Origin of the sequence: Escherichia sp. WS2035, from assembly GCF_046487065.1 — a bacterium.
GTDB lineage: Bacteria > Pseudomonadota > Gammaproteobacteria > Enterobacterales > Enterobacteriaceae > Escherichia > Escherichia coli.
Window position 1 is genome coordinate 290,675 of sequence record NZ_JBJQKD010000001.1, and the last position, 26,671, is coordinate 317,345.

24 protein-coding genes and 2 pseudogenes are annotated in these 26,671 nt (G+C 50.8%); 17 read left to right on the forward strand and 9 right to left on the reverse strand.

The features are described from left to right. Positions 1-49: 49 nt before the first annotated feature. Positions 50-2,554 carry a copper-exporting P-type ATPase CopA gene (gene copA, locus ACJHX4_RS01415; protein WP_000083947.1) on the reverse strand — a complete coding sequence of 835 codons (2,505 nt, stop codon included), beginning with the start codon at positions 2,552-2,554 and terminating at the stop codon, positions 50-52. Positions 2,555-2,815: 261 nt separating this feature from the next. Between copA and glsA the strand changes: the two genes are divergently transcribed. The 4 genes and pseudogenes from glsA to cueR all read left to right on the forward strand — a co-directional run bounded on the left by glsA (position 2,816) and on the right by cueR (position 5,575). Continuing rightward, positions 2,816-3,748, forward strand: a complete 933-nt coding sequence (gene glsA, locus ACJHX4_RS01420) for a glutaminase A (RefSeq protein WP_000883041.1) — start codon at positions 2,816-2,818, stop codon at positions 3,746-3,748. Positions 3,749-3,750: 2 nt separating this feature from the next. Next, entirely contained in the window at positions 3,751-5,043 is a 1,293-nt protein-coding gene (locus ACJHX4_RS01425) for an APC family permease (RefSeq protein ID WP_000982162.1), read from the forward strand. 30 nt (positions 5,044-5,073) lie between these two features. Then, positions 5,074-5,171 (forward strand): annotated as a pseudogene (locus ACJHX4_RS01430) (hypothetical protein); the annotation flags it as partial. Further along, on the forward strand, positions 5,168-5,575 hold the full coding sequence (gene cueR, locus ACJHX4_RS01435) for a Cu(I)-responsive transcriptional regulator (protein ID WP_001026743.1): 408 nt from the start codon (positions 5,168-5,170) through the stop codon (positions 5,573-5,575). The pseudogene ACJHX4_RS01430 and the gene cueR, both read left to right, overlap by 4 nt. Here the strand turns inward: cueR and ACJHX4_RS01440 are convergent. The 3 genes and pseudogenes from ACJHX4_RS01440 to ACJHX4_RS01450 form a co-directional block, all read right to left on the reverse strand. Then, positions 5,576-6,254, reverse strand: a pseudogene (locus ACJHX4_RS01440) (hypothetical protein). 150 nt (positions 6,255-6,404) lie between these two features. After that, complete coding sequence (locus ACJHX4_RS01445) at positions 6,405-6,863, reverse strand: NfeD family protein (protein ID WP_000970318.1); 459 nt, start codon at positions 6,861-6,863, stop codon at positions 6,405-6,407. Further along, complete coding sequence (locus ACJHX4_RS01450; protein WP_000904497.1) at positions 6,860-7,777, reverse strand: SPFH domain-containing protein; 918 nt, start codon at positions 7,775-7,777, stop codon at positions 6,860-6,862. Before ACJHX4_RS01450 ends, ACJHX4_RS01445 begins: the two co-directional genes overlap by 4 nt. 145 nt (positions 7,778-7,922) lie before the next feature. Between ACJHX4_RS01450 and fetA the strand changes: the two genes are divergently transcribed. Continuing rightward, positions 7,923-8,600, forward strand: a complete 678-nt coding sequence (gene fetA / locus ACJHX4_RS01455; protein ID WP_001157551.1) for an iron efflux ABC transporter ATP-binding subunit FetA — start codon at positions 7,923-7,925, stop codon at positions 8,598-8,600. Then, entirely contained in the window at positions 8,587-9,366 is a 780-nt protein-coding gene (gene fetB, locus ACJHX4_RS01460; RefSeq protein WP_001295323.1) for an iron efflux ABC transporter permease subunit FetB, read from the forward strand. The genes fetA and fetB overlap by 14 nt, the downstream gene beginning before the upstream one ends. A 182-nt stretch (positions 9,367-9,548) precedes the next feature. On the opposite strand, the gene cnoX is transcribed toward fetB, so the two are convergent. Genes cnoX through tesA form a run of 3 tightly spaced genes read right to left on the reverse strand, consistent with a single transcriptional unit; the run spans position 9,549 to position 11,886 of the window. After that, complete coding sequence (gene cnoX / locus ACJHX4_RS01465) at positions 9,549-10,403, reverse strand: chaperedoxin (protein WP_247773311.1); 855 nt, start codon at positions 10,401-10,403, stop codon at positions 9,549-9,551. Positions 10,404-10,463: 60 nt separating this feature from the next. Beyond that, positions 10,464-11,273, reverse strand: a complete 810-nt coding sequence (gene ybbO / locus ACJHX4_RS01470; RefSeq protein WP_000148965.1) for an NADP(+)-dependent aldehyde reductase — start codon at positions 11,271-11,273, stop codon at positions 10,464-10,466. Continuing rightward, entirely contained in the window at positions 11,263-11,886 is a 624-nt protein-coding gene (gene tesA, locus ACJHX4_RS01475) for a multifunctional acyl-CoA thioesterase I/protease I/lysophospholipase L1 (protein ID WP_001295836.1), read from the reverse strand. Before tesA ends, ybbO begins: the two co-directional genes overlap by 11 nt. On the opposite strand from tesA, the gene ybbA reads away from it, so the two are divergent. The 6 genes from ybbA to ACJHX4_RS01505 all read left to right on the forward strand — a co-directional run bounded on the left by ybbA (position 11,857) and on the right by ACJHX4_RS01505 (position 19,125). Next, positions 11,857-12,543, forward strand: a complete 687-nt coding sequence (ybbA, locus tag ACJHX4_RS01480; RefSeq protein ID WP_001110573.1) for a putative ABC transporter ATP-binding protein YbbA — start codon at positions 11,857-11,859, stop codon at positions 12,541-12,543. The two genes, tesA and ybbA, sit on opposite strands and share 30 nt — an antisense overlap. Further along, positions 12,540-14,954, forward strand: a complete 2,415-nt coding sequence (gene ybbP, locus ACJHX4_RS01485) for a putative ABC transporter permease subunit YbbP (RefSeq protein ID WP_000561827.1) — start codon at positions 12,540-12,542, stop codon at positions 14,952-14,954. Before ybbA ends, ybbP begins: the two co-directional genes overlap by 4 nt. A gap of 168 nt (positions 14,955-15,122) precedes the next feature. Continuing rightward, a complete protein-coding gene (gene tssD / locus ACJHX4_RS01490; protein ID WP_000502301.1) occupies positions 15,123-17,126 on the forward strand; it encodes a type VI secretion system tube protein TssD in 2,004 nt (667 codons plus the stop codon). Beyond that, on the forward strand, positions 17,116-17,775 hold the full coding sequence (locus ACJHX4_RS01495) for a DUF2931 family protein (RefSeq protein WP_022645035.1): 660 nt from the start codon (positions 17,116-17,118) through the stop codon (positions 17,773-17,775). Before tssD ends, ACJHX4_RS01495 begins: the two co-directional genes overlap by 11 nt. A gap of 6 nt (positions 17,776-17,781) precedes the next feature. Next, positions 17,782-18,450 (forward strand): DUF2931 family protein, encoded by a 669-nt coding sequence (locus ACJHX4_RS01500; RefSeq protein WP_000704501.1) that lies wholly within the window; start codon positions 17,782-17,784, stop codon positions 18,448-18,450. A 51-nt stretch (positions 18,451-18,501) separates the two neighbouring features. Beyond that, on the forward strand, positions 18,502-19,125 hold the full coding sequence (locus ACJHX4_RS01505; protein WP_059323208.1) for a DUF2931 family protein: 624 nt from the start codon (positions 18,502-18,504) through the stop codon (positions 19,123-19,125). Positions 19,126-19,176: 51 nt separating this feature from the next. Here ACJHX4_RS01505 and mnmH read toward each other — a convergent pair whose 3' ends face one another. Both mnmH and allS read right to left on the reverse strand, forming a co-directional pair. Further along, complete coding sequence (gene mnmH, locus ACJHX4_RS01510) at positions 19,177-20,283, reverse strand: tRNA 2-selenouridine(34) synthase MnmH (RefSeq protein WP_001157954.1); 1,107 nt, start codon at positions 20,281-20,283, stop codon at positions 19,177-19,179. Between the two features lie 68 nt (positions 20,284-20,351). Further along, positions 20,352-21,278 (reverse strand): HTH-type transcriptional activator AllS, encoded by a 927-nt coding sequence (allS, locus tag ACJHX4_RS01515; RefSeq protein WP_000460119.1) that lies wholly within the window; start codon positions 21,276-21,278, stop codon positions 20,352-20,354. A gap of 229 nt (positions 21,279-21,507) precedes the next feature. On the opposite strand from allS, the gene allA reads away from it, so the two are divergent. From allA to glxR, 5 genes are all read left to right on the forward strand, one after another. Next, positions 21,508-21,990, forward strand: coding sequence for an ureidoglycolate lyase (gene allA / locus ACJHX4_RS01520; protein WP_000776372.1), 483 nt, complete (start codon positions 21,508-21,510; stop codon positions 21,988-21,990). 77 nt (positions 21,991-22,067) lie between these two features. Continuing rightward, on the forward strand, positions 22,068-22,883 hold the full coding sequence (allR, locus tag ACJHX4_RS01525) for an HTH-type transcriptional repressor AllR (protein WP_000141269.1): 816 nt from the start codon (positions 22,068-22,070) through the stop codon (positions 22,881-22,883). A gap of 89 nt (positions 22,884-22,972) precedes the next feature. Next, the gene (gene gcl, locus ACJHX4_RS01530) at positions 22,973-24,754 is read left to right on the forward strand and encodes a glyoxylate carboligase (protein WP_001295838.1); all 1,782 of its coding nucleotides are present in this window, start codon (positions 22,973-22,975) and stop codon (positions 24,752-24,754) included. Positions 24,755-24,766: 12 nt separating this feature from the next. Continuing rightward, positions 24,767-25,543, forward strand: a complete 777-nt coding sequence (gene hyi, locus ACJHX4_RS01535) for a hydroxypyruvate isomerase (RefSeq protein ID WP_000943566.1) — start codon at positions 24,767-24,769, stop codon at positions 25,541-25,543. 99 nt (positions 25,544-25,642) lie between these two features. After that, positions 25,643-26,521, forward strand: coding sequence for a 2-hydroxy-3-oxopropionate reductase (glxR, locus tag ACJHX4_RS01540; RefSeq protein ID WP_000765828.1), 879 nt, complete (start codon positions 25,643-25,645; stop codon positions 26,519-26,521). Positions 26,522-26,671 lie beyond the last annotated feature (150 nt).

Sequence of the window (26,671 nt, forward strand, 5' to 3'; positions counted from 1 at the left end):
CCCTATAACGGATGCGCCACCCTAAAGCAGCGCATCCGCAATGATGTACTTATTCCTTCGGTTTAAACCGCAGCAATCGGTTGGCGTTACTCACTACGGTGATCGACGAGAGCGCCATTGCCGCTCCGGCAACCACCGGGTTAAGCAGTGTTCCAGTGAACGGCCACAAAATACCGGCGGCGACCGGAATACCAATGCTGTTGTAGATAAACGCACCGAGCAGATTCTGCTTCATGTTGCGCAGCGTTGCGCGGGAAATTGCAAGCGCATCCGCAACACCCATCAGGCTATGGCGCATCAGGGTAATCGCCGCGGTTTCAATGGCAACATCACTGCCGCCACCCATCGCAATACCGACATCCGCCTGAGCCAGCGCTGGCGCGTCGTTAATGCCGTCGCCTACCATTGCCACCTGACGTCCTTCACTTTGCAGACGTTTGATCGCTTCGGCTTTACCGTCTGGCAGCACGCCGGCTATCACCTCATCAATCCCTGCTTCTTTGGCGATCGCATTGGCGGTGGTCGGGTTATCCCCGGTTAGCATCACCAGGCGATATCCCGCTTTATGCAGGCGTTGCAGCGCCGCCACGCTATCACTACGCAACGGATCGCGTACAGCCAGCAGGGCTACCGCTTTCCCGTCAACCGCCAGCAGCACAGGCGTTGCCCCTTGCGATGCCTGAGCTGAAATATCTGCTTCAATTGCTTTGGTATCGACCTGTTGGTCATTTAACAGCGCCTGATTGCCCAGCAATAACGCATGACCTTCAGCTTCACCGCTCACGCCCAGCCCGCGCAATGTGCGGAAACCGTTGACCTGCGGTAGCTGCATATCACCTGCTTTATCGAGGATCGCCCGTGCCAGAGGGTGGCTGGAACCTTGCTCCAGCGCCGCCGCCAGACGCAATGCTTGCGCTTCATCAATATCAGCAAATGTTTTTACTGCGACAACCTGCGGCTTCCCTTCGGTCAGCGTCCCGGTTTTATCGAACACTACGGTGTCGAGCGTACTGGCGCGTTGCAGCGCGTCGGCGTCCCGTACCAGCACGCCAAACTCAGCCGCCCGCCCGACGCCCGAAATAATCGACATCGGCGTCGCCAGCCCCAGCGCACACGGACAGGCAATAATCAGCACCGTGGTGGCAATCACCAGGGTATAGACAATCTGCGGTGCCGGACCAAAGAAATACCAGATTGCCGCACTGATCAGCGCAATCACCACCACTACCGGCACAAATACGGCTGAGATTTTATCCGCCAGCTGACCGATTTCTGGCTTACTGCTCTGGGCCTGGCGCACCATACGAATAATCCGCGACAGCGTAGTATGGCTGCCAACCGCACTGGCGCGAAACAGCACGCTACCGTCCTGCACCACTGTCCCGGCATGGACGCTATCGCCTTCGCCTTTTTGCTGCGGGATAGGTTCGCCCGTCAGCATCGCTTCATCCAGCCATGCTTCGCCCTGGGTAATCTCTCCATCTACCGGTACGCGATCGCCGGTCGTCAGGCGCAGCAACATACCTGGCTGCACTTCCGCCAGTGGCACGCTTTTTTCACCTTCGTCAGTAACCAGGCGCGCCGTCGGCGGAGTTAAATCGAGCAATTTCTCCAGCGCCTTTGAAGAACGCTGACGTGCGCGCGCTTCCAGCATATGACCGAGATTAATCAGACCGATAATCATCGCACTGGCTTCATAGTAAAGATGCCGCGCTTCCATCGGGAACCACTGCGGCCACAGGTTGACGCTCATCGAATAGAGCCACGCCACACCCGTTCCCAGCGCCACCAGCGTATCCATCGTCGCCGCACCGTTCAGCAGGCTTTTCCATGCGCTGCGGTAAAAATGCCCGCCGGCGAAAACCATTACCGCCAGGGTTATCAGGCCGATAACTAACCACAGGCTGCGGTTGTCAGCGGTGACCATCATGTTATCGCCGATCATCCCCCAGACCATCACCGGGATACCCACCGCCAGCGCGACAATTGCCTGCCAGCGGAAGCGCTTCATCGTAGCGACGGCGGTTTCTTGCTGGCGCTCGCGGCGTTTAGCGTCATCTTCAATCGCTTCCGCGCCGTAGCCCGCTTTTTCCACCGCCTGCACTAAATCTTGTGGGGAGGCACTGCCCATCACCAGCGCAGTACGCTCCGCCAGGTTTACCCGTGCCTGAGTGACGCCCGGTACGCTTTGCAACGCATTTTGTACGCGGGTGACACAGCTGGCGCAGCTCATGCCGCTCAGCAGCAACTGCTGGCTGTCATCGTCATCGGCGGTCGCTGCCGGAAGCGCCTCAGAAACCGCTGTCAGTGCTTCCGACGGGATTGATGACTCCGCCAGCGGTTTAGCCTTTGGGTGGCTTACAGATGCGTCATAACCCGCTTGTTTGATGGTTTCGATTAGCTGTTCTGCACTGGCAGTCCCGGTAACGTGCGCTTCAGTGATAGACACATCCGCCTGTTCAACATCCGGGCGCTGTTCGAGACTTTCTTTCACGCGTTTAACGCAGTGACCGCAGGACAGGCCGTCCAGGGTCAGGTCGATAGTTTGTGACATAAAACACTCCTTTAAGACAGTTTTGACTGGCTGTGATAAAGGTTAAACCTTCCAGCAAGGGGAAGGTCAAGAAATTAATAAACCAGGCGGGTAAAAGTCCGTAAAGATTAAAAAATCGGCTCGATTTGCATCAGGATTAGACATTTATCTCTTTGTTTTCCTGTAGTTAAGTTGCGGGTGCTAAGTTAAATCAGGATGCATGAAAATCGGCACCGGGGTGAGGAATTACCTCCCGCATCTATAAAAAGGAGTTAACAAAAAATGTTAGATGCAAACAAATTACAGCAGGCAGTGGATCAGGCTTACACCCAATTTCACTCACTTAACGGCGGACAAAATGCCGATTACATTCCCTTTCTGGCGAATGTCCCTGGTCAACTGGCGGCAGTGGCTATCGTGACCAGCGATGGCAACGTCTATAGTGCGGGTGACAGTGATTACCGCTTTGCGCTGGAATCCATCTCGAAAGTCTGTACGTTAGCCCTTGCGTTAGAAGATGTCGGCCCGCAGGCGGTACAGGACAAAGTTGGCGCTGACCCGACCGGATTGCCCTTTAACTCAGTTATCGCCTTAGAGTTGCATGGCGGCAAACCGCTTTCGCCACTGGTAAATGCTGGCGCTATTGCCACCACCAGCCTGATTAACGCTGAAAATACTGAACAACGCTGGCAGCGAATTTTACATATCCAACAACAACTGGCTGGTGAGCAGGTAGCGCTCTCTGATGAAGTCAACCAGTCGGAACAAACAACCAACTTCCATAACCGGGCCATTGCCTGGCTGCTGTACTCAGCCGGATATCTCTATTGTGATGCAATGGAAGCCTGTGACGTGTACACCCGTCAGTGCTCCACGCTCATCAATACTATTGAACTGGCAACGCTTGGCGCGACGCTGGCGGCGGGTGGTGTGAATCCGCTGACGCATAAACGCGTTCTTCAGGCCGACAATGTGCCGTACATTCTGGCCGAAATGATGATGGAAGGGCTGTATGGTCGCTCCGGTGACTGGGCGTATCGCGTTGGTTTACCGGGCAAAAGCGGTGTAGGTGGCGGTATTCTGGCGGTCGTTCCTGGCGTGATGGGAATTGCCGCGTTTTCACCACCACTGGACGAAGAAGGCAACAGTGTTCGCGGTCAAAAAATGGTGGCATCGGTCGCTAAGCAACTCGGCTATAACGTGTTTAAGGGCTGATCATGATGAACACGGAAGGTAATAACGGTAACAAACCCCTCGGTCTATGGAACGTCGTTTCCATCGGCATTGGGGCAATGGTGGGGGCGGGGATCTTCGCGCTGCTGGGGCAGGCTGCGTTGCTAATGGAAGCCTCGACCTGGGTCGCCTTTGCTTTTGGCGGTATTGTGGCGATGTTTTCCGGTTATGCCTATGCGCGTCTGGGGGCGAGCTATCCCAGCAATGGCGGTATTATCGACTTCTTTCGTCGCGGATTAGGCAACGGCGTTTTTTCGCTGGCGCTCTCGTTATTGTACCTGTTGACGCTGGCGGTGAGTATCGCCATGGTCGCCCGTGCTTTTGGCGCTTATGCCGTGCAGTTTTTGCATGAAGGCAGTCAGGAGGAGCACCTTATTTTGCTCTACGCATTGGGGATCATTGCGGTGATGACGCTTTTCAACTCCTTAAGCAACCATGCGGTAGGGCGGCTGGAAGTGATCCTCGTCGGCATTAAAATGATGATCCTGTTATTGCTGATTATTGCCGGTGTCTGGTCGCTGCAACCGGCGCATATTTCCGTTTCTGCGCCCCCCAGCTCCGGGGCGTTCTTCTCCTGTATCGGGATAACCTTCCTTGCCTATGCGGGCTTTGGCATGATGGCGAACGCGGCGGATAAAGTGAAAGATCCGGAGGTCATAATGCCACGGGCGTTTCTGGTGGCGATTGGCGTTACCACGTTGCTTTATATCTCGCTGGCGCTGGTTTTGCTTAGCGATGTATCGGCATTAGAGTTAGAAAAATATGCCGATACCGCCGTAGCGCAGGCTGCTTCTCCGCTCCTCGGGCATGTGGGGTATGTGATCGTCGTCATCGGCGCTTTACTGGCGACGGCTTCAGCCATCAACGCAAACCTGTTCGCCGTGTTTAACATCATGGACAACATGGGTAGCGAACGCGAACTGCCGAAGCTAATGAATAAACCTCTGTGGCGGCAGAGTACCTGGGGTAACATCATCGTCGTGGTGTTGATTATGCTGATGACGGCGGCGCTGAATTTAGGCTCACTCGCCAGCGTTGCCAGTGCCACCTTTTTGATCTGCTATCTGGCGGTGTTTGTGGTGGCGATCCGCCTGCGTCATGATATTCACGCCTCGTTGCCGATTCTTATCGTTGGTACGTTGGTTATGTTGTTGGTGATCGTTGGCTTTATCTACAGTCTCTGGTCCCAGGGCAGCCGTGCGCTGATATGGATTATTGGCGCACTCTTACTCAGCCTTATTGTGGCAATGGTCATGAAGCGCAATAAAACCGTATAACATCTCTCTGTGCGCAGTACCTCCTGTATTATTGTGGTGGCGGTCGATATTCGCACTGGCAAAAAAACGTGCTTGAATATCTGTTGAAACCCTTTAACAAAGCACAGGAGGCGTTGCGCGAACGATGAACATTAGCGATGTAGCAAAAATTACCGGCCTGACCAGCAAAGCCATTCGCTTCTATGAAGAGAAGGGGCTGGTGACGCCGCCGATGCGCAGCGAAAACGGTTATCGCACCTACACGCAGCAGCATCTCAACGAACTGACCTTACTGCGCCAGGCACGCCAGGTGGGCTTTAACCTGGAAGAGAGCGGCGAACTGGTGAATCTGTTTAACGATCCGCAGCGTCACAGCGCCGACGTCAAACGTCGTACGCTGGAGAAAGTAGCGGAGATCGAACAGCATATCGAAGAACTGCAATCCATGCGTAACCAGCTGCTGGCGCTGGCGAATGCCTGCCCCGGTGATGACAGCGCCGACTGCCCGATTATCGAAAATCTCTCCGGCTGCTGTCATCATCGGGCGGGGTGATTAAGGCTTGCGAAAATAGTCGTCCATTATTTTCGTTAGCTCCGGACGTTCCCCGTCATCATTGATGGCAAAATCCAGAAAAAAAGCATCTGCTTGCGGCGTTCGGTTTTGCGCCATCAACCGGAAGGTGAGGGGGCCTGACCAGGTTTCGGATGGGCTGATGTGCTTATCAGGGCCGAAACTCTCCCATGCGCTGGGCGGTAATGTTTTGCACGCGGTGAGTTTTGGTATGTGGTATTGCAGCTCTGTTTTGTGCAGACATTCCCCGCCAGGAAATACCAGGGTTTGTTGCTCATCATTAAAATGGGTTGCCGTGCTGAGCACCAGTGTTTTGAGCGGTCGCCCTTCCAGCGCGGCGGCAGTAGCCTTATGGTGTCCGTCGAGTAGAACGCAGAGATAGGAATCAGGGAGATACCAGGCCAGACCACGGGCAATTCCAGTTTTCGAGAGCAGACAAAAACCGGGCGGCTCCCTGTTCATCCTCCGCAAAACCGCTGTAGACAAATTCCGCACAGGTAGGGCATCCAGCCTCGGACCAGAAACGTATTAACGGGACATCCTGCCAGCAGAGCGAATGGATAAGACCGTGCGAGTGCGGATCGTAAATCACACATTGACGCAGAAATCCTTTCCCGGACTTCACCGAAAAAATGACGCCCGCAGCGGTATTTTTCAGCAGACGTACTTCAGGTTTTCGAAAGGGGGAAACATGGCTACTCCTTAGCCGAACATTCAATTAACACTATGTGGGGGGCTATATGCCGGATGCGGCGTAAACGCCTTATCCGGCATGGGTTTTGGTACAGATTTCCAGGTGTGATAAGACGCGTCAGGCGATGACCGCACGGATAATCAGCGTTATTCCTTCTATCGCAATCACCTCAACATGCGTACCAGCGCCGAGATCCTCGCTGGCGCTGACAGGCCATGAACTGTCACCGACGCGCATATGACCGCGCCCGTTGACCAGCGGAGATTCCAGAACAAAACGTCGGCCAATCAACTGCTGCCCGCGCTGGTTTAAATGACTGTCGCTGTGCTTTTGTTCGCGCACCCGCCGCGACAACCATTTCCACCACAGCCAGGCGGCGAGCAGCGTCAGGACGGCAAACATTACCCCTTGCCACTCCCAACCCAGCGGCAGCAACCAGACCACCAGACCGGTAATCACCGCTGCCACGCCGCTCCACAACAGATAACCATTGCCGCCCAACATCTCGGCTGCCAGCAGCAAACCGCCGAGACTTAGCCAGAAAATATGTGGATGAACGACCATTAACTCCATCATGGCTGAGTCCGTTTGTTGGCGCTGTCTTTCACCAGCTCAGCAATCCCGGCAATCGACCCCATCAGGCTGCTGGCCTCTAATGGCATCATCACCACTTTGCTGTTACTGGACGAACCGATCTGCTGTAACGCTTCGGTGTATTTCTGTGCGACGAAGTAGTTCACCGCCTGAATATCACCGGAGGCGATGGCTTCAGACACCATTTTGGTGGCGCGGGCTTCTGCTTCAGCGGAACGTTCACGCGCTTCAGCCTGTAAAAACGCCGACTGACGTTCGCCTTCCGCTTTCAGGATTTGTGACTGTTTTTCACCTTCGGCTTTGAGGATTTCCGCCTGACGGATCCCTTCCGCTTCAAGGATGTAAGCGCGTTTGGTACGTTCCGCTTTCATCTGCGCGTTCATTGAAGAGATAAGCTCTGCGGGCGGGCGCACATCACGAATTTCGATACGGGTGACTTTAATCCCCCACGGGTTGGTGGCCTCATCGACAATATGCAGCAGACGCGAGTTAATGCTGTCGCGCTGAGAGAGCATTTCATCAAGTTCCATTGAACCCAGCACGGTACGGATGTTAGTCATGGTCAGGTTGATGATCGCCAGCTCCAGATTGCTGACTTCATAAGCCGCGCGCGGCGCGTCAATCACCTGAATAAAGCACACAGCGTCGATGGTAACGTTGGCGTTATCTTTCGAGATAACTTCCTGGGAAGGGATGTCGAGCACTTGCTCCATCATATTGATCTTGCGACCAATGCGATCCATAAACGGCACCACCAGGCTTAGACCTGGCTGTAACGTTTTGGTATAGCGACCAAAGCGTTCTACCGTCCATTGATAGCCCTGCGGCACGATTTTGACGCCCGCGCCGACAATGACCAGCGCGACAAAAATGAGAATCGGGATAAAGATAAGCATCGGAAAAACCTCCTGTTGTACCGTCCATAATCAGCAAAATTGCTGCTTGATTAAACAAATTATACCTGATTACTGAAAGAGAGTTCCCCCTTATTCCTGCGAAGGATAAACTGTTTTTAGTAAAAATCAGAAAAAGGGAACAGCGATGCAGGAAAATAGTCCTTTGCTTCAGCTACAAAACGTAGGATATCTGGCGGGTGATACGAAGATTCTTAATAACATCAATTTTTCGCTGCGTGCTGGCGAATTTAAGTTAATTACCGGTCCTTCTGGTTGTGGCAAAAGTACACTGCTAAAAATAGTTGCTTCATTGATCAGCCCAACCAGCGGAACGTTACTGTTTGAAGGTGAGGATGTCAGCACACTAAAGCCAGAAATCTACCGTCAGCAAGTCTCTTACTGCGCCCAGACGCCGACGCTGTTTGGCGATACGGTATACGATAACCTGATTTTTCCCTGGCAGATCCGTAACCAGCAGCCTGACCCGGCCATTTTTCTCGATTTTCTTGAACGCTTCGCTTTACCGGACAGCATTTTGACGAAGAATATCGCCGAGCTATCTGGTGGTGAAAAACAACGCATCTCATTGATTCGTAACCTGCAATTTATGCCGAAGGTTTTATTGCTCGACGAAATCACCAGTGCGCTGGATGAAAGTAATAAACATAACGTTAATGAGATGATCCACCGTTATGTACGCGAGCAAAATATTGCTGTGCTGTGGGTGACACACGATAAAGACGAAATTAATCATGCGGATAAAGTGATTACACTGCAACCGCATGCTGGAGAAATGCAGGAAGCACGCTATGAACTCGCATAATATTACTAACGAATCATTAGCACTGGCATTAATGCTGGTGGTGGTGGCAATCTTAATTAGCCATAAAGAAAAACTGGCGCTGGAGAAAGATATTCTCTGGAGCGTCGGGCGCGCGATAATCCAGCTGATTATTGTCGGCTATGTGCTGAAGTATATTTTCAGCGTGGATGATGCCAGCCTGACATTATTGATGGTGTTATTTATCTGCTTTAATGCGGCGTGGAACGCGCAAAAACGCAGTAAATATATTGCTAAAGCTTTTATCTCATCGTTTATTGCCATTACGGTCGGGGCGGGAATTACCCTGGCGGTACTGATCCTCTCTGGGTCGATTGAATTTATCCCGATGCAGGTGATCCCTATCGCCGGGATGATAGCCGGTAACGCCATGGTAGCGGTGGGGTTGTGTTACAACAATTTAGGGCAACGGGTCATTAGCGAACAGCAACAGATTCAGGAGAAACTGAGTCTTGGCGCGACGCCGAAACAGGCTTCAGCGATATTGATTCGCGACAGTATTCGCGCGGCTTTAATTCCGACGGTCGATTCAGCAAAAACGGTAGGCTTAGTGAGTTTACCAGGAATGATGTCCGGGCTGATATTTGCCGGGATTGATCCGGTGAAGGCGATTAAATATCAGATTATGGTGACCTTTATGCTGCTCTCAACCGCCAGCTTGTCGACCATTATTGCCTGCTATTTAACCTATCGTAAGTTTTACAATTCGCGCCACCAATTGGTGGTGACGCAATTGAAGAAGAAATGATGCGATGCCGGATGCGTCTTATCAGACCTACATGGCACCTGCAATGTATTGAATTAGCACGGTTTGGTAGGCCGGATAAGGCGTTCACGCCGCATCCGGCGGCTATGCGCGGATGCCTGATGCGACGCTGGCGCGTCTTATCAGGCCTACAAACCAGCACAGCATCGCATTTCAACGGAAAATCAATACAACAACGCATACAGCTGGCGGCGATACTTCGACGCCAGTGCATCACCCGTACCCAGCGCAGCGAGGATCTCCTGGAATGTTTTACGTGTCTGACCATCTGCGGCGGTGAGATCTTTACGCAGATGCCCAAACAGTAACTCCAGCGCCTCTTCATTGCGCCCAACCTGGTGCAGTTGCAGTGCCAGTTGCGTCGCCAGTGCGGCATCTTCTGGATTCTCCGCCACCTGCTGTTGCAACTGTTGAATTTCCGGCGTATCAGCCGCCTGCTTCAGCAGTTCGATTTGCGCCACCAGCCCCTGATAGCGGGTGTCCTGATCCTGCAACGGAATGGTTTTCAGCACGGCTTCTGCATCTTCAGAACGGTTCAGCGCAATCAGCGTTTCTGCCAACAGCAGGCCGATTTCCCCGTTCTGATTCGACAACTGCCAGGCGTCTTTCAGCAATGGCAGGGCGTCGGTGTAATTGCCTTCCTGCATCAGTTGCATCGCCTGCTGCGCTTTCAGCTCTTCTTCACGCGGCAGCACTTTATCCAGCAGGGCGCGGATCGCCTCTTCCGGTTGCGGCCCCTGGAAGCCGTCTACTGGTTGCCCGTTCTGGAACAGATATACGGTCGGAATCGCGCGCAGACCAAACTGGGCGGCAATCATCTGCTCCGCGTCGCAGTCCAGCTTCGTCAGAATAAATTGCCCGTTGTACTGCGCCGCGAGGCTTTCCAGAATTGGGGTTAACTGCAAACAGTGCTGGCTACGTTCAGACCAAAAATAGAACAGCACCGGAGTGGTCATCGACTGTTCAAGAACCTGTTGCAGGTTAGATTCGTTAATGTTGACAATATTTTCTACGGACATGGAGTCGCTCTCTGTTGTCGATATTTTCTTTGACATGGGGGCTTAAGCGCGCGCTTCAACTCACCCCTGCAATATTTTGTCCATCACGCGCCCCGGCAGCAGGCGCTTAAGCACCATTACCGCCCTGGTCACCAGCGTCACCGGATAGCGCATCTTCGGCTTCTCGCTAATAAAAGCATGGCGCACTTTGCCGACCACCGCTTCCGGTCCCAACGTAAAGCGGGCGGCGATGCCAGGATTTTCGACTGGTTTATCACTTTGCGTCTGGTTGACGTTGTCGGTGAAGCGAGTACGAATGGGACCAGGTTCGATCAGGCTGACTTTAATTCCGCTGTGGCGCAGCTCCATGCGCAGTGCGTCTGACCACGCCTCCAGCGCATATTTACTGGCCGCGTAAGCGCCACGACCCGGTGTGGAGATTAATCCCATCACCGATGAGGTCATCACAATACGCCCTTCACGGTGCGGCAACATCGCGGGTAACAGGCGCATGGTGAGCTGGTGTGCGCCGAAAAAGTTAGCGGAAAACTGCTGTTCCATCTGCGCACGGCTGATGGTGGAAAGGGGGCCATACATGCCGAATCCGGCATTGTTAAAGATCCCATACAGACAATTATCGGTCAGGGCGATCACTTCGTCGGCTGCGCGATCAACACTTTCTGGCGAATCCAGATCGATCAACACGCCGGTAAATCCCATGCTGTTCATGCGCTCAACATCATCCGGTTTCCGGCAACCTGCCAGCACATGAAAACCCTGGCGTTTTAATTCGAGTGCGCTTTCCAGGCCAATACCACTGGAACATCCGGTAATTAAGACCGATTTTTGCATAACTTTACCTGTCAGGATCTCCGTTGCTTTATGAGTCATGATTTACTAAAGGCTGCAACTGCTTCGCCATCCAGTCGGCAATAAACGGCTGGGCGTCGCGGTTGGGATGAATACCGTCATCCTGCATCCATTGTGGCTTGAGGTAGACCTCTTCCATAAAAAAGGGCAGCAGCGGAACATCAAACTCTTTGGCGAGTTTGGGGTAAATGGCGCTAAAGGCTTCATTATAACGGCGACCATAGTTTGCAGGCAGACGTATTTGCATTAACAATGGTTCAGCGTTGGCGGCTTTGACATCCTGCAAAATCTGGCGCAGCGTTTGCTCGGTTTGCTGTGGCTGAAAACCACGCAAACCGTCATTGCCGCCCAGTTCAACCAGCACCCAGCGCGGCTGATGCTGTTTCAGCAGAGCCGGAAGGCGCGCCAGCCCTTGTTGCGAGGTGTCACCGCTGATGCTGGCATTGACTACCGACGTTTTACTCTGCCACTTATCATTCAACAAGGCAGGCCAGGCCGCGCTGGCAGACATTCGATACCCGGCGCTCAGGCTATCACCCAGAATCAATAACGTGTCCGCTGCGGCGGCACGGAAGGTTAACAGGACCAGGAACAGGAAGGGCAAATGCCAGCGGAAAACATTGTTGAAGTTCATCATCTTAAGAAGTCCGTCGGTCAGGGGGAGCATGAACTCTCCATCCTCACCGGAGTTGAGCTGGTTGTCAAACGTGGCGAGACCATCGCACTGGTGGGCGAGTCGGGATCGGGTAAGTCAACCTTGCTGGCGATCCTCGCCGGGCTGGATGACGGCAGCAGTGGCGAAGTGAGTCTGGTGGGACAACCGCTACATAATATGGACGAAGAAGCGCGGGCAAAGTTGCGCGCGAAGCACGTAGGCTTTGTTTTTCAGTCATTTATGTTAATTCCTACCCTTAACGCGCTGGAAAACGTCGAGCTTCCGGCGCTGCTGCGCGGTGAGAGTAGCGCAGAAAGTCGTAACGGGGCGAAAGCGTTGCTCGAACAGTTAGGGCTGGGTAAACGTCTTGATCATCTTCCGGCACAGCTTTCTGGCGGCGAACAGCAACGAGTGGCGCTGGCGCGAGCCTTTAATGGTCGACCTGATGTGCTGTTTGCCGACGAACCCACCGGTAACCTTGACCGCCAGACGGGCGATAAAATTGCCGATCTGCTTTTTTCCCTCAACCGTGAGCATGGCACCACGTTGATTATGGTGACCCACGACCTGCAACTGGCGGCACGCTGTGACCGCTGCTTACGGCTGGTGAACGGGCAGTTGCAGGAGGAAGCATGATTGCACGTTGGTTCTGGCGCGAATGGCGCTCGCCGTCGCTATTAATTGTCTGGCTGGCGCTTAGCCTGGCGGTGGCCTGCGTGCTGGCGCTGGGCAATATCAGCGATCGCATGGAGAAGGGCTTAAGCCAGCAAAGCCGTGAGTTTATGGCGGGCGATCGGGCGTTGCGCAGTTCGCGCGAAGTGCCGCAAGCATGGCTGGAGGAAGCGCAAAAGCGCGGCCTGAAAGTTGGCAAGCAGCTGACTTTCGCCACCATGACCTTTGCAGGCGACACGCCGCAACTGGCGAACGTCAAAGCGGTGGATGATATCTACCCGATGTATGGCGATCTGCAAACTAATCCCCCTGGCCTGAAACCGCAGGCGGGCAGCGTATTGCTGGCCCCACGCCTGATGGCACTGCTTAACCTGAAAACGGGCGATACCATTGACGTGGGCGATGCCACCTTGCGGATTGCCGGAGAAGTGATTCAGGAACCGGATTCCGGTTTTAATCCTTTCCAGATAGCCCCACGCCTGATGATGAATCTGGCGGATGTTGATAAAACCGGAGCCGTGCAGCCGGGGAGTCGGGTCACCTGGCGTTATAAATTCGGCGGCAGCGAGAACCAGCTCGACGGCTATGAGAAATGGTTGTTACCCCAGCTTAAACCCGAACAACGCTGGTACGGTCTGGAACAGGACGAAGGCGCGCTGGGGCGATCGATAGAACGTTCGCAACAGTTCCTGCTGCTTTCGGCGCTTCTGACCTTGCTGCTGGCGGTGGCGGCGGTCGCGGTGGCGATGAATCATTACTGTCGCAGTCGCTACGATCTGGTGGCGATCCTCAAGACGCTGGGGGCAGGGCGAGCGCAACTGCGTAAGTTAATCGTCGGTCAGTGGTTGATGGTGCTGGTACTTTCAGCCGTTACCGGTGGGGCGATAGGCCTGTTGTTCGAAAACGTGTTGATGGTGCTGCTCAAGCCCGTTCTGCCTGCTGCACTACCGCCAGCCAGCCTCTGGCCGTGGCTGTGGGCGCTCGGCACCATGACGGTTATTTCGCTGCTGGTGGGGCTACGACCATACCGCCTGTTGTTGGCAACGCAGCCTTTACGCGTATTACGTAATGATGTGGTAGCGAACGTCTGGCCGCTGAAGTTTTATCTGCCGATTGTCACCGTGGTGGTTGTGCTACTGCTCGCCGGGCTGATGGGCGGCAGTATGCTGCTCTGGGCGGTGCTGGCGGGCGCGGTAGTACTGGCTTTGCTGTGCGGTGTCCTGGGCTGGATGCTGCTGAATGTACTTCGCCGCATGACGCTGAAATCGCTACCTCTGCGCCTGGCGGTTAGCCGCCTGTTACGTCAGCCGTGGGCGACGTTGAGCCAGCTTTCGGCATTTTCGCTCTCCTTTATGCTGCTGGCACTGTTGCTGGTGTTGCGTGGCGATCTGCTCGACCGCTGGCAACAGCAGCTACCGCCAGAAAGTCCTAACTACTTTTTAATCAACATCGCTACGGAACAGGTTACGCCGCTGAAAGCGTTTCTCGCGGAACATCAGATAGTCCCGGAATCGTTTTATCCGGTGGTGCGGGCGCGGTTGACGGCGATTAACGACAAGCCGACAGAAGGCAATGGAGATGAGGCGCTCAACCGCGAGCTGAATCTCACCTGGCAAAATACGCGGCCTGATCATAACCCGATCGTCGCCGGTAACTGGCCGCCAAAAGCCGGTGAAGTGTCGATGGAAGAGGGGCTGGCGAAACGCTTAAACGTTGCCCTCGGCGATACCGTGACTTTTATGGGCGATACCCAGGAGTTCCGCGCTAAAGTGACCAGCCTGCGCAAAGTGGACTGGGAAAGTCTGCGGCCTAATTTCTATTTTATTTTCCCGGAAGGGGCATTAGACGGGCAACCGCAGAGCTGGCTTACCAGTTTCCGCTGGGAGAATGGCAACGGCATGTTGACGCAACTCAACCGCCAGTTCCCGACCATTAGCCTGTTAGACATTGGCGCGATTTTAAAACAGGTCGGTCAGGTGCTGGAGCAGGTAAGTCGGGCGCTGGAAGTGATGGTGGTGCTGGTCACCGCCTGCGGTATGTTGCTGTTGCTGGCACAGGTGCAGGTGGGAATGCGTCAGCGTCATCAGGAGCTGGTGGTGTGGCGCACTCTCGGTGCGGGCAAAAAACTGCTGCGCACGACATTGTGGTGTGAGTTCGCCATGCTCGGGTTTGTATCCGGCCTGGTGGCCGCAATTGGTGCGGAAACGGCACTGGCGGTACTGCAATCGAAAGTGTTTGATTTCCCGTGGGAGCCAGACTGGCGATTGTGGATTGTGCTGCCGTGCAGCGGTGCGCTACTGCTGTCGCTTTGCGGCGGCTGGCTGGGTGCGCGACTGCTTAAGGGTAAGGCGCTATTCAGGCAGTTTGTGGGGTGATGTGATAAAGCCGTTTATTTCTACCTGGTAGATAAACGGCTTTATTATTAGTGCATCACGTAATTAAAAAAATGTTATGCCCAAACATATAATTAATATACATTACTAAATGAGATGTTTATTAAGTTTATATTATATAATTAAAATCTATGAAATGGGTATAATCATATGGGTGACATTATATATTTACGCATTACAGGGGAGCAACAAGGGGATATTTCTGCAGGATGCGGGACGCAAGTCTCTGTCGGGAATCGGTATCAACAGGGACATGAGGATGAAATATTTGTTTTTAGTTTTCAGGGAGGAGTAAGTAACACAGGATTTGGCATTAATCATCAAGCGATACAATTTTGTAAAATTCTCGATAAAAGCTCACCGCTGCTGATGAATTGCATTAATAATAACGAACGATGCCGTTTTGAGTTTTATTTTTATCGTATTAATAAATATGGAAAATGGGAAAGGTATTATTATATTGAAGTCCGTGGTGCCACGTTAACTCAGAATCAGATTATAATAAAAGAAAATGAACTCGACTATCAGTATATAACAATACACTACGAATATATCTACTGTAAGCATCTTACAGCCAATACAGAATTTAGTTATTTACTCACACCTGAAAATTATAATCGCCTTTTCCCACCGACGCTCTTACCTGTCGAGGAAAAACCAGAAATACCGCCTGAACGAGAAATTATCCTCACCATTGGCGTATTCTTTGATGGCACAGGAAACAATTTAACCAATACGAATTTACGTATGAGTTTTTGCCAACCAGAAACCTATGGTCTGGATGTCCAGGATTTGGCCTCGTTTAATAAACAATGTATGAGCAAGCAGGGTAAAACGGGATCCGGAGTACAGAGCTATTTGAATTACTATACGAATATTCATTGGTTGAATAAGTTGTATCATCGGCAATTAGTTTTAGATGATGATGTATTTAATATTCAGGAAAAAATATATATTGAAGGTATTGGCACTGAAAATAATAAAGCAGACTCTCTGGTAGGAATGGGGCTAGGAAATAATGATACTGGGGTAATTGCCAAAACTGACCGTGCGATATCACTGCTTCGTGAGACACTGGCAAAGATTATTGTTGATTTAAAGGATGCTAAACTAGTAATTAAGCGTCTACAGTTTGACGTATTTGGCTTTAGTCGTGGGGCGGCAGCCGCACGGCACTTTACTAATCGCGTATTTGAACGTGATCCCGTACTGATTAAAACCATTGCGACGGCATTTCAGTCAGTTGAATATTTAGGTAAACCTTCCGGGGAAGTGCAATTTTTAGGTATTTTTGACACAGTTGCAGCCATCGGAGGGCTGATGGATGGTTTTGACCCTCATGATGGTAATAACTTTCCGGTAAAAGTGAAGTTACCGCCAGGTGTGGCCAAACATGTATTCCAGCTCACAGCAATGAACGAATGTCGCTATAACTTTTGCCTCAACAGCATAAAGGAAAGCTGGCCAGAATTAAGTTTCCCTGGATCACATGCTGATATTGGTGGCGGCTATGACCCACTGGAAGATGAGTACCTGTTTTTAAGTCGCCCGGCGATTGAAACGGTACTGGGAAATGTGCCGGTGGAAGCGACAAGCGCTTACCAAAAAGCAGCACAGCAGGCAGAGTTATTGTGGCGCCATTCAACGCTGGCTCCGATTCTGCCTTCTGGTGTCCTAAAAATTGAATCCAATATTGATGAAATAGCGTCGCCTGACCACTTAGGTAATGTGAGAAAACGGGTCGCTGCAGCGGTGACATTTCGCAGAACGATCACCAATGACTGGTCAAAGATTGCGTTAAGAGTAATGTATGAAGTCGCTAAAGAGGCAGGGGTAGTATTTGATGCCATTTCTGTTGCTGATAAGGAATTAAAAGTTCCCAGTCATTTAAAGGTAATATGTGAAAAAGCAATTTCTCAGGGTAAAGCCGTTCTCTTGTGTACAGCGCCGATGCCTTTTTCTGATGATGAGCTTAAAACCATTGGGAAATATTTACACTGCTCTTCCAACTGGAATACCGTCGATTATCGATTAAAAAATAAGGTGTCTGCTGAAGTATCAGCGTTTAAGACGTTTAGTTTTGTTAATCGGCCGGATGAAAATTGGACCAGAACTATATACGATATGCAAGGGAATAAACAAAATGGAATTTAATATAAAATTACTGTTTGTTATTACGTCTATGGTTCTTAACTTTAACGCAGCAGCGAAAGAAAAAATATCACTGCTTGCACCCTATGATGAATGGTATTTCAATTTTTTTTACCCTAATTCCCTACCAGCAGAAGTTACCTATGTGGAGTTATTAGATACCGATGGCATCTATTATCAGTTCAGAACTCTGGCGAGTACTAATGCCAGTCCAGGAAGTGTTGGACAATGGAGCGAGAAAGTATCAGGGATGTCGTCAGTTTTTAATAAAGCCAAAAACCCACCAATGTCTATCCATTTTTGCTGGGATTCAGTGATTGATAAAAAAGTGTATGAAACCTGGATAACACTGGCGGGAGACGTCTGGAAATTGATGCTCACACCTTATTCACCACCAGGCGGTGGCAGTGAAAAGTATTATCTGCGGTATCTGTTAATCGGGCTGGCTCCGGAAGGGAAAATAGGAGTGTGGCTGGAGAAACCTGACAAGCCCAATATTCGCCTGACGGATAAGCAGATTCTGATAGAAACGGTTTCAGGTGAAAAAATGGAAATGTGTAACGGCCGAAGTGCCTATAAACATGGGTATTCTTATCCGGAAAGTACAAAAAACTTTATCAAAGATAAAAAATATCCCTATGGTAACTGGTAAGTAACAATGAAAATAACAGCTAAAATAATTTATAGATTAACCATTGCGTTAATGATAGCCGGATCAGTCCAGACAGCAGCGAAAGAAAAAATATCACTGCTTGCACCCTATGATGAATGGTATTTCCTTTTTTTCTACCCTAATGCGCTACCAGCACAAGTTACCTATGTAGAACTATTGGACACTGATGGTATCTATTATCAGTTCAGAACGCTGGATGCTACCGCTCCGAGTTCCACTACTATTGGTCAGTGGAGAGATAATCTTCGGGTTGGGGTGTTATCATTCAATAAAGCCAAAAATCCCCCTATGTCTATCCATTTCTGCTGGGATTCAGTGATTGATAAAAAAGTGTATGAAACCTGGATAACGCTGGCGGGAGAAGTCTGGAAATTGATGCTCACACTTTATTCACCACCAGGCGGTGGCAGTGAAAAGTATTATCTGCGGTATCTGTTAATCGGGCTGGCTCCGGAAGGGAAAATAGGAGTGTGGCTGGAGAAACCTGACAAGCCCAATATTCGCCTGACGGATAAGCAGATTCTGATAGAAACGGTTTCAGGTGAAAAAATGGAAATGTGTAAAGGAATTTCCCGGCATGATTTTTCTCTTGGAGACGATGAATATGTTCTTGAGTTTATCAAAGATAAAAAATATCCCTATGGTAACTGGTAAGTAACAATGAAAATAATAGCTAAAATAATTTATAGATTAACCATTGCGTTAATGATAGCCGGATCAGTCCAGACAGCAGCGAAAGAAAAAATATCACTGCTTGCACCCTATGATGAATGGTATTTCAATTTTTTTTACCCTAATTCCCTACCAGCACAAGTTACCTATGTGGAATTATTAGATACCGATGGCATCTATTATCAGTTCAGAACTCTGGATAGCACTATCCCTGTCTCAACAACAATAGGACAATGGCAGGAAAATCTTAGTGGTGGAATGACGGCATTCAATAAAGCCAAAAATCCCCCTATGTCTATCCATTTCTGCTGGGATTCAGTGATTGATAAAAAAGAGTATGAAACCTGGATAACGCTGGCGGGAGACGTCTGGAAATTGATGCTCACACCTTATTCACCACCTGGCGGTGGCAGTGAAAAGTATTATCTGCGGTATCTGTTAATCGGGCTGGCTCCGGAAGGGAAAATAGGAGTGTGGCTGGAGAAACCTGACAAGCCCAATATTCGCCTGACGGATAAGCAGATTCTGATAGAAACGGTTTCAGGTGAAAAAATGGAAATGTGTAACGGCCGAAGTGCCTATAAACATGGGTATTCTTATCCGGAAAGTACAAAAAACTTTATCAAAGATAAAAAATATCCCTATGGCAACTGGTAGTTAACCAGTTGCACAATTTATTAAAGAGGAACGGAAAAGCATTTTTGTGGGTTAATAACCACAGGCATAAGTCTTAACCCATTCCGCCACTTCCGCCCACTCACCGCGAAAGACAACTTTTTCCGCTTTTTTCTCAAGCTGATAGCGATACATCGGGTCGTAATATTCTTCAAGTAACGGCACCAGCCAGGCCAGATGACCGTCGGTGCTGCCGGTGGTGAGTTGCGTTGTCAGCGCCGCATCCAGCCTTGCAGCCAGTTCGTTATAGCGTTGTAGTCCCAGCCGACGTTTAATCGCCGAAAGCCCGTGATGCAGGTATTCGCAATACTCCTGCCAGCCCTGTTCGTCGCCATAAGCGTGGGTAAAATCATGATGCATACGCAAGAAATATTCTTCGTTCAGGCGTTCAAGACGGATCTCAAACGGATCTTCTACCACCGCAATCGTCGCCTGAGTCATTCGTTCGCGCAGACATTCCGGCAGGTGATTCGAACCGATCATCCGGCTTTCATCTTCCAGCACCCACAGGCGCAAATCCTGATGGGCGTCGGTTTTTAGCATTTCGGCAGCCAGCATGTTTTCAAAACTCGCCTGGCTAAGTTGTGGTTGTAAGGTGCGACCAAACGCCGAACCGCGATGACGCGCCAACCCTTCCAGATCAACACCGTTCGGCTGTTGCTGCACTAACAGCGTTTTACCGCTGCCGGTACAACCGCCAATCAGCACTATCGGTTTTTGTGCCAGTTCAATAGTCGCCTGAATCGCGGTCTGGCGCAGTGCCTTATAACCGCCTTCCACCAGCGGATAATCAATCCCCGCGTCATGCAACCAGCTTTGCACAATATGTGAGCGCTGACCGCCACGGGCGCAGCAGAGAATACCGTGCGGATTTTGCAGGCACGCTGCCCGCCAGGCGTCCATGCGCTGCTGACGAATTTCACCCGCCACCAGTTTATGCCCCAGTGCCAGCGCCGCGTCTGACCCTTGCTGTTTATAGCAGATGCCAACGGCGGCGCGTTCATCGTTATTCATTAACGGCAGGTTGATAGCGGCGGGCATTGCGCCTTGCTCAAACTCGATGGGGGCGCGAACATCAATAATGGGCGTATCAGCAATCAGCAGGGCACGATAGTCCTGTTCCGTGTGTCTCTCTTGCATAGTAAAAAGTGAACCTCAAATCAGCTTGCGCGCTATTTTACGCGCCAACGCGCAAGGAAACTTGATTTTTAACTGCGTGGGTTGCCGAAAATTTCTAAAAATCCGCTGATTTCCGGCCTGCGCTGGGTAAACAAGGTCACAATATCTTCTACCGCTTTGCCGCTGCCAAATTTGCGCCATGCCAGACTCAATGGCGAAGGAGGGCGCATCGTTGGGATTACCCGGCTGACCAGTTGTTGATTATCGAGCATTGACTGGCAAAGTGATTTTGGCAAAAAACCAATGCCAACGCCCGCCAGATGGGCGGCGATTTTCGTTTCCATATCGGGAACAATAATCTCTTTTTGCCCCGGCAATCGCCAGGCGACGCGTTTGGTTAAGGTGCGGGCGCTGTCTTCAATATTGACCGCCGGAAAGCGCCGCAACTGTGCTTCTGTTAGCGGCTCTTCAACGTTCGCCAGCGGATGATCCGCCGCCATGACAAAGCGCCATTGCACCGATCCTAAGGGATCAAGACTAAAGGTATTTGCCAGCGCCTCGGTTCCCGTGACGCCGATAGCCAGTGAAAAACCTTCGTACAATAGCGAGTCCCAGACGCCCATATAGATTTGTCGGGAGATGTGAAATTGGGTAAACGGGTAACGTTCATTTAGCCACGCCAGCAGCCTGGCAACGGCCTGGGGGTTATAGAGCAGGTTGTTGATGACGATATTCACCTGGCGTTCCACGCCATCATTCACCTGTTGTAACTCGCTGGGCATACTTTCCAGCCAGCTCAGCCAGTCTCTGGCCTGACAAAGTAGATGCTCGCCAGCCGCCGTCAACGTCACGCTGCGAGTCGTGCGGAAAAACAGCGCCACTCCGGTATTCTCTTCCAGAAGTTTAATGCGATAACTGATCGTCGCCGTGGTTTTACATAATCGTTCTGCCGCTTTTGAAAAACTACCTGTTTCAGCAACCGCAATGAAAGTCCGCAAGGTTTCTGGATCGAACATCTTCAGGTATCCCCTTTTAAATCCGCAAGTTGCGTGATTTTCTTATCCTCTGATTTATCAGTATTTTTACATGATAACCCTGTTCAATTTGTGGACTAAATCTAGTTTTGGAAAAATATTCCAACTTTTGTGTTGATGTTGTTCTCTTAAGGTTTTAGATTGCCTGTTATTGAAACCAAGCTGACCGGTCGGCGGTGGTTGAACGGAATTATGTTACAAGGACAAAAAGATGAAACTTCAGGTATTACCGTTAAGTCAGGAAGCCTTTAGTGCTTATGGCGACGTAATCGAAACGCAGAAACGGGATTTTTTCCATATTAACAATGGACTGGTGGAGCGTTACCACGATTTGGCGCTGGTTGAGATTCTTGAGCAAGACCGTACGCTTATCAGCATTAACCGCGCGCAACCGGCGAATCTGCCGCTGACCATTCACGAACTCGAACGTCATCCGCTGGGTACACAGGCGTTTATCCCGATGAAAGGTGAAGTGTTTGTGGTGGTGGTGGCGTTAGGTGACGACAAACCAGACCTGTCAACCCTGCGGGCGTTTATTACCAATGGCGAACAGGGAGTGAATTACCATCGTAACGTCTGGCATCACCCACTTTTCGCCTGGCAGCGCGTCACCGATTTTCTGACCATCGATCGCGGCGGCAGTGACAACTGTGATGTTGAAAGTATTCCTGAACAGGAACTCTGTTTTGCGTGACGCCTGCAACCGACTTGCATAAGATAAACGAATTGTTCATTGTTTATGCTCATTTGTAGGTCGGAGTTAACGTAGGTATGACGGAAGTTAGACGGCGCGGCAGGCCAGGACAGGCGGAGCCTGTAGCACAGAAGGGCGCACAGGCGTTAGAGCGGGGAATTGCGATTCTGCAATATCTGGAAAAAAGTGGGGGAAGTTCGTCGGTTAGCGATATCTCTCTCAATCTGGATTTGCCGCTCTCCACGACCTTTCGCTTGCTGAAGGTTTTACAGGCAGCGGATTTTGTCTATCAGGACAATCAGTTAGGCTGGTGGCATATAGGATTAGGTGTCTTTAACGTCGGTGCAGCGTACATCCATAACCGCGATGTCCTCTCCGTCGCCGGGCCGTTTATGCGCCGCCTGATGTTACTTTCCGGCGAAACGGTCAATGTCGCGATCCGTAACGGCAATGAAGCGGTATTAATTGGTCAGTTAGAGTGTAAATCGATGGTCAGGATGTGTGCGCCGCTGGGCAGTCGTCTGCCGCTGCATGCTTCCGGAGCGGGCAAGGCGCTGCTTTATCCGCTGGCGGAAGAAGAGTTGATGAGCATCATTCTGCAAACCGGTTTGCAGCAGTTTACGCCAACGACACTTGTGGATATGCCCACCTTGCTGAAGGACCTGGAACAAGCGCGTGAACTGGGCTATACCGTAGATAAAGAAGAGCATGTTGTCGGCCTGAATTGCATAGCTTCAGCAATTTACGATGATGTAGGTAGTGTTGTTGCCGCTATCTCCATCTCCGGGCCTTCATCAAGACTGACAGAAGATCGTTTTGTCAGTCAGGGTGAGCTGGTCAGAGACACCGCCCGCGATATCAGCACGGCGTTGGGACTGAAAGCACATCTATAGTGTCTGTCGTATCCCGCTCTGCGGAGCGGGTTTTTTTGACAAAATTTGAAAGTTGGAAAATTTTTCCAATTAATAGAGGTAGGAATAAAATGGCAAAAATGAGAGCCGTTGACGCGGCAATGTATGTGCTGGAGAAAGAAGGTATCACCACCGCCTTCGGCGTTCCGGGAGCTGCAATCAATCCGTTCTACTCAGCGATGCGTAAGCACGGCGGTATTCGTCACATTCTGGCGCGTCATGTGGAAGGTGCTTCGCACATGGCGGAAGGTTATACCCGCGCAACGGCAGGGAATATCGGCGTATGTCTGGGGACTTCCGGTCCTGCGGGCACGGACATGATCACCGCGCTCTATTCCGCATCTGCTGATTCCATTCCTATTCTGTGTATTACCGGCCAGGCTCCGCGCGCCCGTCTGCATAAAGAAGATTTCCAGGCCGTTGATATTGAAGCAATTGCTAAACCGGTCAGCAAAATGGCGGTTACAGTTCGTGAAGCGGCGCTGGTGCCTCGTGTGCTGCAACAGGCGTTTCACCTGATGCGTTCTGGTCGACCGGGTCCGGTACTGGTGGATTTACCGTTCGACGTACAGGTTGCGGAAATCGAGTTTGATCCTGATATGTACGAACCGCTGCCGGTCTACAAACCTGCTGCCAGCCGTATGCAGATCGAAAAAGCTGTAGAAATGTTAATCCAGGCCGAACGTCCGGTGATTGTTGCCGGAGGCGGGGTAATTAATGCTGACGCAGCTGTACTGTTACAACAGTTTGCTGAACTGACCAGCATTCCGGTGATCCCAACGCTGATGGGCTGGGGCTGTATCCCGGACGATCATGAACTGATGGCCGGGATGGTGGGCCTGCAAACCGCGCATCGTTACGGTAATGCAACGTTGCTGGCGTCCGACATGGTGTTTGGTATCGGTAACCGTTTTGCTAACCGTCATACCGGTTCGGTAGAGAAATACACCGAAGGGCGCAAAATCGTTCATATCGATATTGAGCCGACGCAAATTGGCCGCGTGCTGTGTCCGGATCTTGGCATTGTCTCTGATGCTAAAGCGGCGCTGACGCTGCTGGTTGAAGTGGCGCAGGAGATGCAAAAAGCCGGTCGTCTGCCGTGTCGTAAAGAGTGGGTCGCCGACTGCCAGCAGCGCAAACGCACTTTGCTGCGCAAAACCCACTTCGACAACGTGCCGGTGAAACCGCAGCGCGTGTATGAAGAGATGAACAAAGCCTTTGGCCGCGATGTTTGTTATGTCACCACCATTGGCCTGTCACAAATCGCTGCGGCACAAATGCTGCATGTCTTTAAAGACCGCCACTGGATCAACTGTGGGCAGGCAGGCCCGCTGGGCTGGACGATTCCGGCGGCGCTGGGGGTTTGTGCCGCTGATCCAGAGCGCAATGTGGTGGCGATTTCCGGTGACTTCGACTTCCAGTTCCTGATTGAAGAATTAGCCGTTGGCGCACAGTTCAACATTCCGTACATCCATGTACTGGTCAATAACGCCTATCTGGGTCTGATTCGCCAGTCGCAACGTGCCTTTGATATGGATTACTGCGTACAGCTCGCGTTCGAAAATATTAACTCCAGCGAAGTGAACGGTTATGGCGTCGACCACGTAAAAGTAGCGGAAGGTTTAGGTTGTAAAGCAATTCGCGTTTTCAAACCGGAAGATATTGCACCAGCCTTTGAACAGGCGAAAATCTTAATGGCGCAATATCGGGTACCGGTAGTCGTGGAAGTTATTCTCGAGCGTGTGACTAATATTTCGATGGGCAGTGAACTGGATAACGTCATGGAATTTGAAGATATCGCCGATAACGCAGCGGATGCACCGACTGAAACCTGTTTCATGCACTATGAATAAGGGAGATAAATAATGTTACGTTTCTCTGCTAATTTATCGATGTTATTTGGTGAATATGATTTTCTCGCCCGTTTTGAGAAAGCTGCGCAGTGTGGTTTTCGCGGCGTTGAATTTATGTTCCCTTATGACTACGACATTGAAGAATTAAAACAGGTGCTGGCGAGTAATAAACTTGAACATACGCTGCACAATTTACCGGCAGGTGACTGGGCGGCGGGCGAGCGGGGTATTGCCTGTATTCCTGGCCGTGAAGAAGAGTTTCGGGATGGCGTAGCAGCAGCGATTCGTTATGCTCGTGCGCTGGGTAATAAAAAAATTAACTGTCTGGTCGGTAAAACACCGACTGGTTTCAGCAGTGAACAGATTCACACAACGCTTGTAGAAAACCTGCGTTATGCTGCGAATATGCTGATGAAAGAAGATATTTTATTACTGATTGAACCTATTAACCATTTTGATATTCCTGGTTTTCATCTCACCGGAACCCGGCAGGCACTGAAACTGATTGACGATGTTGGTTGCTGCAATTTGAAAATTCAGTATGACATTTATCACATGCAGCGGATGGAAGGTGAATTAACCAATACCATGACTCAGTGGGCCGATAAAATTGGTCACCTGCAAATTGCTGATAATCCGCATCGCGGCGAACCGGGAACCGGAGAAATTAATTACGAATATCTCTTTACGGTAATTGAAAATTCTGACTACAACGGTTGGGTTGGCTGTGAATATAAACCCCAAACCACCACGGAAGCCGGTTTACGCTGGATGGACCCGTACCGTTAAAACGTAACGCTATTCAGACAATGCTTTTTTAGGCCGCTAAGTTGGCAGGGGATCGTGTTGTCTGAATTCAGGAAAAGCGAAATTTAAAAGAGGTTAATTATGAAACTGGGATTTATTGGCTTAGGCATTATGGGTACACCGATGGCCATTAATCTGGCGCGTGCCGGTCATCAACTGCATGTCACAACCATTGGTCCGGTTGCTGATGAATTACTGTCACTGGGCGCCGTTAGTGTTGAAACTGCGCGCCAGGTAACAGATGCATCGGACATCATTTTTATTATGGTGCCGGATACGCCACAGGTTGAAGACGTTCTGTTTGGTGAAAATGGTTGTACCAAAGCCTCGCTGAAGGGCAAAACCATTGTTGATATGAGCTCCATTTCCCCGATTGAAACTAAACGTTTCGCTCGTCAGGTGAATGAACTGGGCGGCGATTATCTCGATGCGCCAGTCTCCGGCGGTGAAATCGGCGCGCGTGAAGGGACGTTATCGATTATGGTTGGCGGTGATGAAGCAGTATTTGAACGTGTAAAACCGCTGTTTGAACTGCTCGGTAAAAATATCACTCTCGTGGGCGGTAACGGCGACGGTCAAACCTGCAAAGTGGCAAATCAGATTATCGTGGCGCTCAATATTGAAGCGGTTTCTGAAGCCTTGTTGTTTGCTTCAAAAGCCGGTGCGGACCCGGTACGTGTGCGCCAGGCGCTGATGGGCGGCTTTGCTTCCTCACGTATTCTGGAAGTTCACGGTGAGCGCATGATTAAACGCACCTTTAATCCAGGTTTCAAAATTGCGCTGCACCAGAAAGATCTCAACCTGGCACTGCAAAGTGCGAAAGCACTGGCGCTGAACCTGCCAAACACCGCGACCTGCCAGGAATTGTTTAATACCTGTGCGGCAAACGGTGGCAGCCAGTTGGATCACTCTGCATTAGTGCAGGCGCTGGAATTAATGGCTAACCATAAACTGGCCTGATACCCGCAATAAAAATGGCCGATATCAGAAAATGAATCGGCCAGCAATATTAAAAAAAGAAAGCAGCCAAAGATGTTGCTTCAGTATTAAAAATAATATTTTTATTTTATTTGTTCCTCATAGCTAGATTAAAACAACGTTATTCGATAC